This window comes from Plantactinospora sp. ZYX-F-223 (genome assembly GCF_039649625.1).
Lineage (GTDB): Bacteria > Actinomycetota > Actinomycetes > Mycobacteriales > Micromonosporaceae > Plantactinospora.
This window is the reverse complement of sequence record NZ_JBDJAV010000001.1, coordinates 207,080-222,222: the sequence shown is the minus strand read 5'-3', so window position 1 is coordinate 222,222 and position 15,143 is coordinate 207,080. Positions and strand designations below refer to the sequence as shown.

Genomic DNA, 15,143 nt, shown 5'->3' with positions numbered 1-15,143 from the left:
TTACACGACCTCGTGGATCGCGGTACTACGCTGGCCGAGTGGATCTCTCTGGGGCACAACAGTTGTGGAAACCGGAGCCGGGCTGGCTGAACACCGCCAGCTACGGGCTGCCGCCGGAGCCGGCCTGGGAGGCGCTCCAGGCCGCCCTCGCCGACTGGCGCACCGGTCGTACCTCCTGGGAGGGGTGGGACGCCTCGACCCACCGCTCCCGGGCCGCCTTCGCCCGGCTGGTCGCCGTACCGGTCTCGGACGTGACCGTCGGGGCGAGCGTCTCCCAGCTGCTCGCCCCGGTCGGGGCCGCCCTGCCCGCCGGAGCCACCGTGCTGGCGCCGGAGGTGGAGTTCACCTCCAACCTCTTTCCCTGGCTGGTGCACGCCGAGCGCGGGGTGCGGGTCCGCACCGTGCCGGCGGACCGGCTCGCCGAGGCGGTCGACGACAACACCGACCTCGTCGCGTTCAGCCTGGTCCAGTCGGCGGACGGCTCCGTCGCCCGGTACGACGAGATCCTGGCCGCCGCCGAGGCGCACGACGCGCTGGTGGTGGTCGACGCCACCCAGGGCTGCGGCTGGCTGCCGTTCGACGCGGGCCGGGCGGACGTGGTCGCCGTCGGCGCGTACAAGTGGCTGATGGCGCCGCGCGGCGCCGCGTTCGGCTACCTCGGTCCCCGGGTCCGGGACCGGATCACCCCGCTCGCCGCCAACTGGTACGCCGGCTCCGACCCGCACGCCTCCTACTACGGCCCGCCGCTACGGCTGGCCGACGACGCCCGCCGGTTCGACCTCTCCCCGGCCTGGTTCTGCTTCGTCGGCGCGGCTCCGGCCCTGGAACTCCTGGTCGAGGTGGGGCTGCCGGCGATCCGGGAGCACAACGTCGGGCTGGCCAACCGGTTCCTGGCCGGCCTCGGCCAGCCGCCCCGGGACAGCGCGATCGTCACCGTCGACGTACCCGATGCGGCGGAGAAGCTGGCGGCGGCCGGTGTCCGCGCCGCGGTCCGGGCCGGTCGGGTACGCGCCTCGTTCCACCTCTACTCCACCGAGCAGGACGTCGACCTGGCCCTGGCCGCCCTGACGTCCTGACCGGCACCGGGGGTCAGTCCGCGTCGGGGCGGCGTAGCTGCTTGAGTTGGCTGCGGCGCTTCTTCTCGGCGAGCCGGCGCTCCTTGGCACCGCGGCTCGGTTTGGTGGGTCGTCGCGGCGGCGGCGGTGGCGCGATCGCGTCGGCCAGCAGCGCGGTGAGCCGGGCCTGCGCGGCCTCCCGGTTGCGGAGCTGGGCTCGGTGCTCCGACGCCGAGACCGTCAGTACGCCGTCGGAGAGCCGGCCGCCCAGCCGGTCCAGCGCCCTGGCCTTGAGCCGCTCCGGCAGCGCCGTCGAGTTCGCCACGTCGAAGGAGAGCTCGGCCCGGGAGTCGGTGGTGTTCACGCCCTGTCCGCCCGGGCCGCTGGACCGGGAGAACCGCCAGTGCAGTTCCGCCTCCGGGATGACGAGGCCGGGTCGGATGGTCAGGGGTGTCATGATGTCAACCGTACGGCTCAGCCGCCCTTGCCGATGATGGTGTCCGCCGTCTGCTGCACCTGCTCGATCGGGATGGCGAAGCCGATCCCGATCGAGCCGCTGCCGTCGATGGTGGCGATCGCGGTGTTCACCCCGACCACCTCACCCCGGGCATTGACCAGCGGACCACCGGAGTTGCCGGGATTGATGGAGGCGTCGGTCTGCACCGCGCTGTGCCGGTTCTCGCCCAGCTTCACCTGGCGGTCCAGCGCGCTGACGATGCCGGCGGTCACCGTGCCGGCGAGCCCCAGCGGCGAGCCGACCGCGAGCACCGGCTCACCGACCCGGGTGGCGCCGGGCTTGGCCAGCGGCAGTGCCGTCAGTCCGGCCGACGGCGGCACCCGGAGCACCGCGATGTCGCTGCTGGAGTCCCGGCCGACGAGCCGGGCCGGGAACTGCCGCCCGTCCGAGGTCTCCACCATCACCGCGCCGCCGGGCTCCCCGCCGCCGCCCCGGGCCACGATGTGGTCGTTGGTGACGATGTGCTGGAGGTCGTCGATGGCGAACCCGGAGCCGCTGGCCGACTTGCCGCCCCCGGCCACCATCACCGAGACCACGCCGGGCACCACCTGCGCGGCGGCGGCCACCAGGTCGGCCGGGATGGCGGCCTGCGCCGCCCTGCCCCGCTCCGTCGTCTCCTGGCTGGCCACGTAGCCGCCGGCCAGGCCGCCGGAGCCGATGGCGAGCGCGACCACCGCCAGCGCGGCGAGCAGCGCGCGCCGCCGCCGGGTCGCCCGGTCGGCCGCCAGCACCTCACCGGGTACGCCCGGAACGCCGCGCCCGTCCGGTTCCAGGTCGGGTGAGATGAACCATGGACCGCGGGGTTCGCCGAGTCCGGTCTGCGTTGCCATAGCTCACTCCTCGTCAGTCCATCGTCGGATCAGGGCAGCAGGGGTGCCGGTCCGTCCGCCTCGGCGGGGCCGAGCCGGTCCGGCGCGGTCTATGGCAGCCGGGAGAACCACGCCATCGAGCCACCCGCCGCCGCCAGGGCCAGCAGCAGCCCGATGCCGATGAACCGGGCGGAGATGTCCTGCTTCTCCGTGCGGTAGCCGACCGAGGTCCCGATGTCCTCGTACACGGCACGCAGCTCGGCGCTGCTGCCCGCCTCGTGGTAGCCGCCCTTGGTCTGCTCGGCGACCGCCCGCAGGGTCTGGCCGTCCACCGGTACCCTGATCGGCCGGCCGCCCCGGGCGACGTAGCCTGCGGCGGTGCCGAACGAGATGGTGTGCACCGGTACGCCCACCTTCACCGCCTCGTCGGCGGCGGACATCGGATCGCGTCCGGAGGTGTTCGCCCCGTCGGAGAGCAGCACGATCCGGGCCGGCGGCGGGTTCTTCGCGGCATGGGCGTCGAAGGTCCTGATCGCCTCCAGCGAGGTGCCGATCGCCTCCCCGATGGCGGTGCCCTGCACTCCGGTGCTGCCCTCGGCGAGCCGTCTGATCCCGGAGTGCAGCGCCGACCGGTCGGTGCCCGGCGGCACGAGTACCGCCGCGCTGCCGGCGAAGGCGACCAGCCCGACGTTGAACTCGTCGGGCAGCGTCTCGACGAACCGGTGCGCCGCCGACTTCGCCGCCGCCAGCCGGTCCGGTTCGACGTCGGTGGCCAGCATCGAGGTGGAGACGTCCACCGCGACCATCACGGTGGCCCGCTCCCGGGGCACCCTGACCTCCGCCTCCGGCCGGGCGAAGCCGACGACCAGCAGCGCCAGCATGGCCAGGAACAATCCGGCCGGCAGGTGCCGCCGCCAGGACGGCCGGTCCGGCGCGACCCGGTCCAGCAGCCGCAGGTTGGTGAAGCGGACGGCGTACCGGCTGCGCCGGCGTTGCAGCACGACGTACCAGATGCCGAGCCCGACCACGCCGAGCAGCAGGAACAGCCGCTCCGGAGACTGCCAGGTCATGCCGCGCCTCCCCGTACCGCTGCCACGGGCGGCCGGGCCGCGCCGGCCAGCCGCCGTTGGGTGTGTACGTGTCGGACGATGTCCGCGATCCAGTCCCGGTCGGTACGCAAGGACAGGTGCGCGGCGCCCGCCCGGCGCAGCGCCTGCCGGACCAGTTCGCGCTGGCCGGCCGCTGCGGCGGCGTACCGCTCCCGGAGCCGGCGGTCCGCAGTGGACACCTCGCGCCGCCGGCCCGTCTCCGGGTCGACCAGGGTGACCAGTCCGATGTCCGGCAGCTCCAGTTCGCGCGGGTCGACCACCTCCACCGCCAGCACCTGGTGGCGTACGCCGAGCCGGCGGACGGCCCGCTCCCAGTCCGGCGGGCCGCCCTCGGTCTCGGGCAGCCCGTCGAGGAAGTCCGAGACCAGCACCGCCAGGCCCCGGCCGGCGGTGGCCCGGTGCAGCGTGGTGACCGCGTCGGCGAGCGACGGGGCAGCGCCGGAGGTGTCGCGCCGGGGCGCCGCGAGCAGCATGGTGAGCAGGCCCAGCAGATGGGTCCGACCGGTCCGGGCCGGGAAGCGGCGGATGCCGGTGCCGTCGAGCAGGTGTGCGCCGAGCCGGTTGCCCACCCCGGCGGTGAGGAAGCCGACCGCCGCCGTGGCGGCCACGGCGAGTTCCCGCTTGTCCAGCTCGGCGGTGCCGAAGTGCATGCTGGGGGTGGAGTCGACCAGCAGCCAGGTGGTCAGTTCCCGGTCGGCGTCCACCTCCCGGACGTGCGGCAGGGTGGTCCGGGCGGTCACCGCCCAGTCCATCCGGCGTACCTCGTCCTCGCCGGGCCGGTATTCCCGGGCGCCGCTGTACTCGCTGCCGGGGCCGGGGAGCAAGCCGAGGTGCTGGCCGTGCAGCAGCCCGTCGAGCCGGCGGGTGACCAGCAGTTCCAGCCGGCGCAGCCGGTGCTCGGGAGCGAGCTGGCCCAGCGTCGGGTCGCCACTGGCCCGCTGGGCGCCATCTAAGCCGATCCGGGGAATCCGACCACCCGTCCGGGCGTCCCGACCCGTCCGGCTGACCCGGCTCACGCGACCGCCAGGCCGCGCCGCTGTTCCTCGCGGCTCGGCGCGATCCGGGGCGGCGGGACCGCCTCGACCAGCCGGCGTACCACCGACTCCGCCGGTACCCCGTCGGCGATCGCGTCGAACGACAGCACCAGCCGGTGCGCGATCACGTCGGAGGCGAGTTCGCGTACGTCGTCGGGGAGCACGTAGTCCCGGCCGCGCAGCAGGGCCTGGGCCCGGGCGGCGGCGACCAGACCGAGGGTGGCCCGCGGACTCGCCCCGTACGCGAGCAGCGGCGCGACTTCCGGCACCCCGAACCGGGCCGGATCCCGGGTGGCCAGGATCAGCCGTACGACGTACTCGGCCAGCGCGTGGTGCACGAAGACCCGGGAGGCCCGGTCCTGGAGGGCGCGCAGCCGCTCCGGATCCAGTACCGCCCGCGCGGTCGGCCGCTCCGCGCTCATCCGGTAGAGGATGGCCAGCTCGTCGACGTCGGTGGGGTAGTCGACGAGGATCTTCAGCAGGAACCGGTCGCGTTGCGCCTCCGGTAGCTGGTAGACCCCCTCCGACTCGATCGGGTTCTGGGTGGCGAGGACCAGGAACGGCTCCGGCACCGGATAGCTCCGCCCGCCGATCGAGACCTGCCGATCGGCCATCGCCTCCAGCAACGCCGACTGCACCTTGGCCGGCGCCCGGTTGATCTCGTCGGCCAGTACCAGGTTCGCCATCACCGGACCCAGCTCCACGTCGAAGCTCTCCGAGGAGGCCCGGTAGATCCGGGTACCGACGATGTCCGACGGCACCAGGTCCGGAGTGAACTGGATCCGGGAGAAACTCCCGCCCACCGCGACGGCCAGGGTCTGCGCGGCGAGTGTCTTCGCCACCCCCGGTACGCCCTCCAGCAGGCAGTGCCCGTCGGCCAGCAACGCGGTGAAGAGCCGCTCCACCATCTTGTCCTGCCCGACGATCACCCGCTTGACCTCGAAGAGGGCCTGCTCCAGCTCGGGGCCGGCGGAGGCCGTCTCGACCGGCCTGGGGCGGGTGGCCACGGTGTCTGACATGTCCGTCACGGTGCGGGCTTCCCGAGGTCACCGGCGGCAAACCCCCGGCCACCACAGCGTCATGACAAGTTCCGTCACACGCATAACTCGGGGCGCCGGAAACCTCCGGCGTACCAATAAAATCGGCGGCACACAAACCCGTCAGCGGAGCCGGGACGGGACGAAACGCAGGAGGCACTGTGTTGCTGCGACGGTGCGGAGCGGTGCTGCTGGCGGTCGCCTCGGTGGCGGTCTTCGCGGCACCCGCGGCGGCGGCTCCCGATCCGGTTCCCCCGCCGAGCTACGCCGGCTTCCGGCTGGTCAAGGCGATCCCCGGTGAGCCCGGCACGCCCCGGATCACCCTGCCCGTCGGCTACGAGCTCGTCCCCGGCACCGCGACCCAGGTGGCCAGCCGGGCGGAGTACTACTCCTTCGTCCGCGGGCCGCGCAGCGAGGCGGTCACCGTCACCGTCGACTGGCCCGGCACCTGGGTCGGCTCGGTGGTCGCCTCGGACACCCGGCTGGCGATCCGCCGGCACCCCGGCACGCCCTACCGGATCAGCTTCACCCTGCCGGTGACCTGGTCGTCGGTGAACGCCAACCAGGCGACCGTGCAGGTCTGGAGCATGCTCAGCCCGGACACCTCGACCGGGCTGCACTGGCGGATCGAGCACAACGACCCGGACCGGGTGGCCGGGCCGTGGACCACCGTCGCCTGGCCGGCGACACAGGCCGCCTCCGTGATCAACCACATGATCGCCAGCGAGGCGGCGCTCCGGGACTCCGGGCTGGTCGCCGAGGCACGCCGCAAGGGGCACTTCTTCTCGCTGATGGGCTTCGAGACCAACAACGTGCTGCACCCGGACAACCCGCCGCACTGGCACCTCGCGTACTACCCCGGCCTCACCTACGGCGCGCCCAAGGCGCACGTGCCGCACTTCTGGGTCGACGCCCAGGGCAAGACCTACTACAACGGGATGGACATCCAGGGCCAAGGCCGCAGCCGCTTCTACGCCGGTGACCCGGCGCAGATCCACGACCTCGACAACAACCTGGTCGTCACCCTCACCATCCGGGCCGACGGCGGGCTGGACATCGACCCGCCGGCCGGGCCGCGCTACTCGATCACCGCCCCGGACGGGAACTTCTCGCACCAGGTCGACGTCGCCCGGGACGGCGTACCGTGGCGCTCGGTGGTCAGCCGGGACCACGTGAAGATCGGCGTACTGGTCAGCCAGGTGAAGGACCACCAGTCGGGCGGGGCGCACCGGACCACCGTGCACCGGTACGACGCGCTGACCGGGGTGCTGACCAACACCTGGCCCGGCGGGCACTAGATCGGCACCCCGCACACGTTCTTCACCGGCTCTCCACACCCGAGGGTTAGCGTGCCGGTGTGGATGTCGATCTCGACCCGGAACCCCCGCCACCGGCCGCGCCGAGCCGGACGCATCGGCGGTTGCTGACCGGGCTCTGCTGGCTGCTGGTGCTCCCCGTGCTCGGCCTGCTGGCGGTACGGCTGACCGGGCTGGAGCGGGGCCCGCTGGTGCAACTGCTGGCGTTCACGCCGTACCTGCTGGCCTGGACGCTGGCCCCGCTCGGGCTGGCCCTGGCCGCCCGGCGCTGGTGGCCGGCGGGCGCCGCGGCCGCCGCCGCGCTCGTGCTGGTCGCGCTGGTCGCGCCCCGGGCGCTGCCGGACCGTCAACCGGCCGCCGAGGGCACGCCGCTGCGGGTACTCACCGCCAACCTGCTCGCCGGGGCCGCCGAGCCGGAGGCGCTCGTCGCGCTGGTCCGGAGCGCCCGGGTCGACGTGCTCGCCGCGCAGGAGTTCACCCCCGAGGCCGAGGCGGCACTGGACCGGCTGGGCCTGGCCGAACTGCTGCCGTACCGGCAGGTCAATCCGGAGGTCGGCACGACCGGGTCGGCGCTGTACTCCCGCCATCCGCTCCGGGAGACCGGTACCCGGCGCAACGGGGGCGGCTTCTCCCAGGCATACGCCACGCTCCAGCCCCCGGACGGGCCGGCGGTGCTGGTGGAGTCGGTGCATCCGATGGCGCCCGCCACGCTGGCCTGGCTGGCGGCCTGGCGCGCCGACCTGCGGGCCCAGCCACCGGCCACTCCGGACGGGCCGCTGCGGATCCTGGCCGGGGACTTCAACGCCACTCTCGACCACGCCCCGCTGCGCGACCTGCTCGACACCGGGTACGCCGACGCCGCCGACTCGGTCGGGGCGGGGCTCACCGGCACCTGGGGCCCGTACGACGGCGACCCGATCCCACCGGTGACCATCGACCACGTACTGGTGGACCGGCGGATCGCGGTCGACCGGGTGGCGGTGTTCCGGCTGCCCGGCTCCGACCACCGCCCGATACTGGCCGAACTTGTCCTCCCGGCTCGCTGACCGAGCCCGGATATCGGCGGTTCGGCTCCGACGGTGCCATCGCCGGGGACCGGGCGACCCCGTGCCCCCTGGGCCACCCCCACCAGACGCCGCCGGTCTCCGTGTCCGTTCGGGGGGACACGGAGGCCGGCGGCACCGGGGGTCAGGGCAGGAACACTGCCAGGTGGAAGCTCCGGTTGGCCGGCTGGTTGGCCGCGTTCCAGGTCTGTACGAAGACACCCTGGGCCAGGTTGGTCCGGCCGACCACCGAGATGAAGCCGGACGGTGAGGTGCCGACGCTGCCGGTCAACCCGAGGGTGGCGACGAACGCCCCGGCGGCCACCGGCACGTTGAAGACCACCTGGTAGAGGCCGAGGCCCAGGGAGGTCGCCTCGACGGCCTGGTTGCTGCGGATCAGGCCGCCGTTGGCGCTGACCACGGCGAAGAGCTGCGCGCTCGACGCCTGGACACCCGCGTCGCCCTTGAGTAGCGCGGCCTTGGCCAGGTCGATGTCGGCCTGGGTCACCGGCGGCTGCTGGACCATCTTGCCGTTGACCCGGACCGCGTCGGGGTCGGCGCGGTGGCTCGGCCCGGCGACGGCGATGCCGCCACCGACGAGGGTCAGCGCGAGCGCTCCGACGACTAGCAGGATCGTCTTACGTCCAAAGATTCTGGCCATGACGTCATCTCTTTCTTTCTACCCACGATGGTGATGGTCGTCTCCGACGATGGAGATGGTCCGAACTGTCGACCTGCTGTTCCGGGTACGCCCCCGCCCGGCGAGACTCGCAAGCGAAATTGCCTGCCCGACAATTGCCATGGGCACTTTCGAGACGAGTCACCGGCGGACAGGAAGGCTGCGTCAGTCCTTGACGCACGATTGTTTCGCTCGCTGAACGCCCGACCGGCGCCGATCGTCATTCCGCGTTCACCAGCGGATACTACTCAGAGTGGCCACTCAACAACCATGAGCGAACATAGCATTCGGCAAAGCAGCAGGTCAATAGCGGTTTCACCTGTCCGGGGCATCCGCTTGGTCCGCACACAACGGGCCGCCGCACTCCGTGCTCGATTTCCGAGAATGCGTACCGCTCTCGGATCTCACGTTCATTTTCGCCTTCCGGAAAGCGCGACGGGTGCGCCCGGGAACGGAACGGCCCCGCTCGCGGTCGTCACCGCGGCGGGGCCGTCCCTGGGTCCGCGGCTCAGACCTCGGCCGGGGTACGCGCCATCCCGTACGTCAGCGCGTCGACCAGTGCGTGCCAGCTCGCCTCCACCACGTTCGGGTGTACGCCCACCGTGGTCCAGTCCCGGCCGCCGCTGTCGGCCGTCTCCACCAGTACCCGGGTGATCGCACCGGTGCCGTGGCTGCCCTCCAGGATCCGAACCTTGTAGTCGGCCAGCTCGAACCCGCGCAGTTCCGGATAGTGCCGGAGCAGCGCCACCCGCAGTGCCTCGTCGAGGGCGTTGATCGGCCCGTTCCCCTCGGCGGTGGCGATCACCCGCTCGCCGCGTACCCGGAGCTTCACTGTCGCCTCGGAGACCACCGCACCGTCCTCGCGGTGCTCGACCTGCACCCGGTACGACTCCAGCGCGAACGGCCGGGGCGCGCTCATCCCGGGCAGCTCGGCGCGGACCAGCAGCTCGAACGAGGCGTCGGCGGCCTCGAACGACCAGCCGCCGGCCTCCAGCTCCTTGACCCGCTTGGTGACCCGCGCCGCGGCGTCGGGATGGTCGGCCAGGTCCAGACCGAGTTCACGGCTCTTCAGCTCGATGCTGGCCCGGCCGGCCATCTCCGTCACCAGGATCCGCATGTCGTTCCCCACCACGGCGGGGTCCACATGGTTGTAGAGCAGCGGATCCACCTTGATCGCGCTCGCGTGCAACCCCGCCTTGTGGGCGAAGGCGGCGGCCCCGACGTAGGCCTGGTGGGTGTCGGGGGCGATGTTGGCGATCTCTGCGATGGCGTGCGAGACGCGCACCATCTGCTCCAGGCACCCGTCCGGTAGGACCGGTAGCCCGAGCTTGAGTTGCAGGTTGGCGACCACCGCGAACAGGTCGGCGTTGCCGGGCCGTTCGCCGTAGCCGTTGGCGGTGCCCTGGAAGTGGCGTACCCCGGCCTCGACCGCGGCGATGGTGTTCGCCACCGCGCAGCCGGTGTCGTTCTGGGTGTGGATGCCGAGCCGGGCCGGCGAGATCCCGAGCCGCTCGGTCAGCTCGCCGATCGCCGCGGTCACCTGGGAGGGCAGCATCCCGCCGTTGGTGTCGCACATCACCACGACCTCCGCGCCGGCTTCCAGCGCGGTCTCCACCACCGAAGAGGTGTACGCCGGGTCGTGCCGGAAGCCGTCGAAGAAGTGCTCGCAGTCCAGGAAGGCCCGCCGTCCCTGCGCGACGAGGTGAGCCACGCTGTCCCGGACCATCGCCAGGTTCTCCGCTCCGGTGGTGCGCAGCGCGCGCTCGACGTGCCGCATGTCGGACTTCGCGACCAGGCAGACCGCCGGGGTCTCGGCGTCCAACAGCGCGCGAAGCTGCGGATCGGCGTCGACGGCCACGCCGGCCTTGCGGGTGGAGCCGAAGGCGACCAGGACGGCGTGCTTCAGGTCCAGCTCCGTCCGGGCCCGGCGGAAGAACTCGGTGTCCTTCGGCATCGCCCCCGGCCAGCCCCCCTCGATGAAGCCGACGCCGAACTCGTCGAGCAGCCGGGCCACCGCCAGCTTGTCGACGACCGAGTAGCTGATCCCCTCGCGCTGCGCGCCGTCGCGCAGCGTCGTGTCGAACACCTGGTACGTCATCTGATCTCCTTCGAGAAGGGCGCAGCCCCTGCTCCGATGCCTTCCTGGCCCGACAAACAAAATGACCCCCCGCGGATGCGGGAGGTCTGCGCGCTCGGCGGGGGAGGATGCCGGCGCGCTAGATGCCAATAATGAGTGCGGAGCAGGTCACGGAACGTACTCTGCCACGGTCGCAAGATTCTGGGAGAAAAAATCCACATCGCGGGACCGGACGGCCCGGCCCGCAGGTCCGGGGCGCCGGGCGGTCACCTCGCCGCCCCGGCCGGCGCGGCACCCGGGTCGCGCCGCCGTGGGCGGAGCCGTCGACGTTTCTTGCGTGTAGGTATCGACCACGGTGGGTAGGTGTCTTCGGGACAGCGGAGAAACGTCGAGACAGTCGAGAAGAGGAGTGATAGCCAGTGGACAGGCTCGATCCTCAGACGACCCCGCAGCAACAGACGCCGGATCCCCTGATCCATGGCGGCGGTGGCGCGTTCGTGGGCGGCACGCCCGCGGGCGAGTTCGACCCGTGGCGCTACCGGGACGACGCCGGAGTGACCGGCGCCGACCTGGTGGGCTACAAGGTGGAGGCGACCGACGGCGGCATTGGCAAGATCGACAGCGCCAGCCACGACGTGAACGCCAGCTACCTGGTGGTGGACACCGGCCCGTGGATCTTCGGCAAGAAGGTCATGTTGCCGGCCGGCGTGGTGAACCACGTCGACCACGACGACCGGAAGGTGTACGTCGACCGGAGCAAGGACCAGATCAAGGCCGCCCCGGAGTTCGACGGCGCCGAGTACGAGGATCCGGCCTACCGGGACAAGCTCGGTGGCTACTACGGCGGGACGTACGGCCCCTCGGGCTGGACGGTTCCGCCGGGCCGCGCCATGTGACACGCGGCCCGCAGTCAACTGGCCGGTGGGGCATCCGCCCCGCCGGCCAGCGGCGTCTCCGGGGTCCATCCGCCCGAGCACCGCGGGCCTCCCGCACCGGAAAGCACGGGTCGGGTGGTCCGGCACAGGCACTACGGTGGTCGGGTGGACGGAACTTCGACGCGTACGACGGCCTTCGAAACCCTCTTCAACTTCCGGGACGTCGGCGGCGTTCCCGGGCTCGACGGCCGACCGGTCCGTCGCCAGCGGTTGTACCGGTCGGACTCACCGCACCGGATCGACGGCGTCGACCGGGAGGCGTTCGAGGCGCTCGGCATCCGCACCGTGGTCGACCTGCGCCGCCCCGCCGAGGTACGCCGGCACGGCCGGGTACCCGCCTACGACGGCCTGGTCTACCAGCACATCCATCCCGAGCACCCGCTGTGGGAGGAGTCGGCGTACTCCGAGGAACTGGGGCTGGCCCGCTGGCTGGCGGACCGCTACCACGACCTCGCCACCGCTGGCTCGGCCGGCCTGGTGGCGGCGATCGAGGTGATCGCCGACGCCGAGGCCGCTCCGGTGCTCGTGCACTGCGTGGCCGGCAAGGACCGGACCGGGGTGGTCTGCGCGCTGACCCTGTCGCTGCTCGGCGTCGCCGACGCCGACATCGCCGACGACTACGCCCGGAGCACCGCTGCCTCGGCCCGGTTCAGCGAGTGGCTGGCCAGCACCATGCCGGACGAGCCGCCGCTGCCGGCACCGTTCCTCGCCTCACCGGCCGAGGCGATGACCCTGTTCCTGGCCGAGCTGCGCGACCGGCACGGCTCGGTGCCGGACTACCTGGTCGGCGCCGGCCTGGCCCCGGCCCGGATCGACGCGCTCCGCACCCACCTGCTGGACTGAGCCGACCCACCCGCCGAGCTGGCCACCCCACCGGCACCGGCCGGGTCCGCACGGACCCGGCCGACCCGGTGTGCCGGCACGCCCGCTCAGCCGATGGGGCCGCCCGCACGAAGTCGATGCGGCCGCCCGCTCAGCCGATCCGGTGGATCCAGCCGTTGCCGTCCTCGGCTCGGCCCCGCTGGATGTCGACCAGCTGCTGCCGCAGCCGCATGGTGACCTCGCCGGGGCTGCCGTCGGCGATCGGGAACTCCCCGTCGGGGTAGCGCACCTGGCCGATCGGGGTGATCACCGCGGCGGTGCCGCAGGCGAAGACCTCGCGCAGCCGCCCGCTGGCCGCGTCGGCCCGCCACTCGTCGAACGCCACCGGCCGCTCCAGCACCGTACCGCCGGACTGCCGGACCAGCGTGATCAACGAGTCCCGGGTGATGCCGCGCAGGATCGTGCCGCCGAGCGGCGGGGTGATCAGGGTGCCGTCGTCGTAGACGAAGAAGATGTTCATGCCGCCGAGTTCGTCGACGTACCGGCGCTGCACGGCGTCCAGGAAGACCACCTGGTCGCAGCCGTGCTCGATCGCCTCGGCCTGGGCGACCAGCGAGGAGGCGTAGTTGCCGCCGAACTTCGCCTCGCCGGTGCCGCCCGGCGCGGCCCGGGTGTAGGTGGGCGAGACCCAGACGTTGACCGGCTGCACGCCCCGGGCGAAGTACGAGCCGACCGGCGAGGCGATCACCATGTAGAGGTATTCGCTGGATGGGCGCACCCCGAGGAAGACCTCGTTGGCGAACATGAACGGCCGCAGGTAGAGGCTGCCCTCCTCGGAGGTCGGCAGCCACTCCCGGTCGATCTCCACCAGGTGCCGCAGCGAGTCCAGGAACGCCGCCTCGGGCAGCTCGGGCATGGCCATCCGGCGGGCCGACTCGGCGAACCGGGCGGCATTGGCGTCCGGCCGGAACATCGTCACCGAGCCGTCCGCCGCCGAGTACGCCTTCAGCCCCTCGAAGATCTCCTGGGCGTAGTGCAGCACCGCGCTGGCCGGGTCCATCGGGATCGGCGCCCGGGCCTCCACCCGGGCGTCGTACCAGCCCTTGGTCTCGGCGTACCGGATCGTGACCATGTGGTCGGTGAAGACCCGTCCGAATCCCGGGTTGGCCATCAGCGCCGCGCGCTCGGCGGCGGCTACCGGCTGAGGATTCGGACGGATCTCGAAGTCGAGCTTGTCACCACCGCTCATCGTGCTGACCTCCAGAGAGTGGACCGGTGCCCGGGCACGGGCGGACCGGAACATGGGAGTTGTGCCTGAAACTTACCCGAACGGTCGTTCAACCTCGACCCTCCGGGCGACCGGCGAGCCGCACCACCCGCGCCTTCGTGCAGATCCGGCGGTCTGCCGGAGCCTCGGGCGGAACGGGTCGGGCGGCTCAGGACGCCGCGTGGGCGGCGAGCCGGTCTCCGACATCGGCGGTGCGCCGCGGCGAGCCCGAGGTGCGGGTGGCCAGCTCGGCGGCGACCGCCTCGGTTACTCGGCGGGCCGCGTCGGGGTGGCCCAGGTGGTCGAGGAGCAGCGCGGTGGAGAGCACCGCGGCGGCCGGGTCGGCGACGCCCTGACCGGCGATGTCCGGCGCCGAGCCGTGCACCGGCTCGAAGATCGACGGGTACGTCCGCTCGGGGTTGATGCTGCCGCTGGCGGCCAGCCCGATCCCGCCGGTGACCGCGGCGGCGATATCGGTGAGGATGTCCCCGAAGAGGTTGTCGGTGACCACCACGTCGTACCGCTGCGGCTGGGTCACCAGGAACATCGCGGCGGCGTCGACGTGCTGGTATTCGGTCTCGATGTCCGGATGCTCGGCGGCCACCGCGGCGAAGGCCCGGGCCCAGAGCGAACCGGCGTGGGTCAGCACGTTGGTCTTGTGCACCAGGGTGACCTTGCGGCGCTCCCGGCGCCCCGCCCGGGCGAACGCGTCCCGGATCACCCGCTCGACGCCGTGCCGGGTGTTCAGGCTCTCCTCGGTGGCGATCTCGGCCGGGGTGTCCCGGTGCAGCGTGCCGCCGGCCCCGGCGTAGAGGCCCTCGGTGCCCTCCCGGACGACCACCAGGTCGATCTCGTTCGGCTTGACGCTGGCCAGCGGGCCGGTGGTGCCCGGCCAGAGCCGGGACGGCCGGAGGTTGACGTACTGGTCGAACTCGAAGCGGAGCTTGAGCAGCAGGCCGCGCTCCAGCACGCCGGGCGGCACGGTGGGGTCGCCGACCGCACCGAGCAGGATCGCGTCGTGCTCGGCCAGCTCGGCGAGCACGGAGTCGGGCAGCACTTCACCGGTCCGGTGGTAACGGGCGGCCCCAAGATCGTATTCAGTGGCCTCGACTCCGGGCAGTACGGCGCCGAGCACCTTGCGGGCCTGTTCGACCACCTCCGGCCCGATGCCGTCGCCAGCCACCACCGCGATCCGCGCCACCGCCACGTCCCAGCTCCCTTGCCTCCGTCGTGTCTAGGGAACGTTAAGGGACCGTCCCGGGTCCCGGTACGGCACTCCCAGTATCTGGAAAGACAACTGCACAGGAGCTTCTCAGCCAGCACTCATGCTCTAGCCATCTTCGCTACCTAGGGTGAGCGCGAAGAACGGCTCGCGGGCTGGGGAACGGCCCACCGGGCTGGCGGGGCTAGACGCGGATCCAGGGGGCGAACGTGCGGATCCAG

The 15,143-nt window shown here is 72.4% G+C and carries 14 protein-coding genes; 5 read left to right on the top strand and 9 right to left on the bottom strand.

What is annotated here, in order from left to right:
* Positions 1-38: 38 nt before the first annotated feature.
* Positions 39-1,076, top strand: a complete 1,038-nt coding sequence (locus AAH979_RS00845) for an aminotransferase class V-fold PLP-dependent enzyme (protein ID WP_346256235.1) — start codon at positions 39-41, stop codon at positions 1,074-1,076.
* 13 nt (positions 1,077-1,089) lie between these two features.
* On the opposite strand, the gene arfB is transcribed toward AAH979_RS00845, so the two are convergent.
* The 5 genes from arfB to AAH979_RS00820 all read right to left on the bottom strand — a co-directional run bounded on the left by arfB (position 1,090) and on the right by AAH979_RS00820 (position 5,552).
* Positions 1,090-1,512, bottom strand: a complete 423-nt coding sequence (arfB, locus tag AAH979_RS00840; RefSeq protein ID WP_346256234.1) for an alternative ribosome rescue aminoacyl-tRNA hydrolase ArfB — start codon at positions 1,510-1,512, stop codon at positions 1,090-1,092.
* Positions 1,513-1,529: 17 nt separating this feature from the next.
* Positions 1,530-2,402: a trypsin-like peptidase domain-containing protein gene (locus AAH979_RS00835; protein ID WP_346256233.1), complete on the bottom strand. Its 873-nt coding sequence runs from the start codon at positions 2,400-2,402 to the stop codon at positions 1,530-1,532.
* A gap of 89 nt (positions 2,403-2,491) precedes the next feature.
* Positions 2,492-3,451, bottom strand: a complete 960-nt coding sequence (locus AAH979_RS00830) for a VWA domain-containing protein (RefSeq protein WP_346256232.1) — start codon at positions 3,449-3,451, stop codon at positions 2,492-2,494.
* Positions 3,448-4,407: a DUF58 domain-containing protein gene (locus AAH979_RS00825; RefSeq protein WP_346256287.1), complete on the bottom strand. Its 960-nt coding sequence runs from the start codon at positions 4,405-4,407 to the stop codon at positions 3,448-3,450. The genes AAH979_RS00830 and AAH979_RS00825 overlap by 4 nt, the downstream gene beginning before the upstream one ends.
* Positions 4,408-4,502: 95 nt before the next feature.
* Positions 4,503-5,552: an AAA family ATPase gene (locus AAH979_RS00820; RefSeq protein ID WP_346256231.1), complete on the bottom strand. Its 1,050-nt coding sequence runs from the start codon at positions 5,550-5,552 to the stop codon at positions 4,503-4,505.
* Between the two features lie 170 nt (positions 5,553-5,722).
* On the opposite strand from AAH979_RS00820, the gene AAH979_RS00815 reads away from it, so the two are divergent.
* Both AAH979_RS00815 and AAH979_RS00810 read left to right on the top strand, forming a co-directional pair.
* Positions 5,723-6,859 (top strand): hypothetical protein, encoded by a 1,137-nt coding sequence (locus AAH979_RS00815; RefSeq protein ID WP_346256230.1) that lies wholly within the window; start codon positions 5,723-5,725, stop codon positions 6,857-6,859.
* A gap of 125 nt (positions 6,860-6,984) precedes the next feature.
* Positions 6,985-7,923 (top strand): endonuclease/exonuclease/phosphatase family protein, encoded by a 939-nt coding sequence (locus AAH979_RS00810; protein ID WP_346256286.1) that lies wholly within the window; start codon positions 6,985-6,987, stop codon positions 7,921-7,923.
* Positions 7,924-8,065: 142 nt separating this feature from the next.
* Here the strand turns inward: AAH979_RS00810 and AAH979_RS00805 are convergent, their stop codons facing one another.
* Together AAH979_RS00805 and cimA are read right to left on the bottom strand one after the other, a co-directional pair.
* Entirely contained in the window at positions 8,066-8,581 is a 516-nt protein-coding gene (locus AAH979_RS00805) for a hypothetical protein (protein WP_346256229.1), read from the bottom strand.
* Positions 8,582-9,107: 526 nt separating this feature from the next.
* Positions 9,108-10,697 carry a citramalate synthase gene (gene cimA / locus AAH979_RS00800; RefSeq protein ID WP_346256228.1) on the bottom strand — a complete coding sequence of 530 codons (1,590 nt, stop codon included), beginning with the start codon at positions 10,695-10,697 and terminating at the stop codon, positions 9,108-9,110.
* A 449-nt stretch (positions 10,698-11,146) separates the two neighbouring features.
* Here cimA and AAH979_RS00795 point away from each other — a divergent pair, with 449 nt between their 5' ends.
* Positions 11,147-11,572 carry a PRC-barrel domain-containing protein gene (locus AAH979_RS00795; RefSeq protein ID WP_346256285.1) on the top strand — a complete coding sequence of 142 codons (426 nt, stop codon included), beginning with the start codon at positions 11,147-11,149 and terminating at the stop codon, positions 11,570-11,572.
* A 144-nt stretch (positions 11,573-11,716) separates the two neighbouring features.
* Complete coding sequence (locus AAH979_RS00790; RefSeq protein ID WP_346256227.1) at positions 11,717-12,454, top strand: tyrosine-protein phosphatase; 738 nt, start codon at positions 11,717-11,719, stop codon at positions 12,452-12,454.
* 130 nt (positions 12,455-12,584) lie between these two features.
* On the opposite strand, the gene AAH979_RS00785 is transcribed toward AAH979_RS00790, so the two are convergent.
* Positions 12,585-13,682: a branched-chain amino acid aminotransferase gene (locus tag AAH979_RS00785; protein ID WP_346256226.1), complete on the bottom strand. Its 1,098-nt coding sequence runs from the start codon at positions 13,680-13,682 to the stop codon at positions 12,585-12,587.
* Between the two features lie 187 nt (positions 13,683-13,869).
* Positions 13,870-14,901, bottom strand: a complete 1,032-nt coding sequence (locus AAH979_RS00780; RefSeq protein WP_346256284.1) for a 3-isopropylmalate dehydrogenase — start codon at positions 14,899-14,901, stop codon at positions 13,870-13,872.
* Between the last annotated feature and the right edge of the window lie 242 nt (positions 14,902-15,143).

Coding starts and splice junctions, on each gene's coding strand:
- arfB (WP_346256234.1), bottom strand. CDS start 1,512: ATGACACCCCTGACCATCCGACCCGGCCTCGTCATCCCGGAGGCGGAA.
- AAH979_RS00835 (WP_346256233.1), bottom strand. CDS start 2,402: ATGGCAACGCAGACCGGACTCGGCGAACCCCGCGGTCCATGGTTCATC.
- AAH979_RS00830 (WP_346256232.1), bottom strand. CDS start 3,451: ATGACCTGGCAGTCTCCGGAGCGGCTGTTCCTGCTGCTCGGCGTGGTC.
- AAH979_RS00805 (WP_346256229.1), bottom strand. CDS start 8,581: ATGGCCAGAATCTTTGGACGTAAGACGATCCTGCTAGTCGTCGGAGCG.
- cimA (WP_346256228.1), bottom strand. CDS start 10,697: ATGACGTACCAGGTGTTCGACACGACGCTGCGCGACGGCGCGCAGCGC.
- AAH979_RS00785 (WP_346256226.1), bottom strand. CDS start 13,682: ATGAGCGGTGGTGACAAGCTCGACTTCGAGATCCGTCCGAATCCTCAG.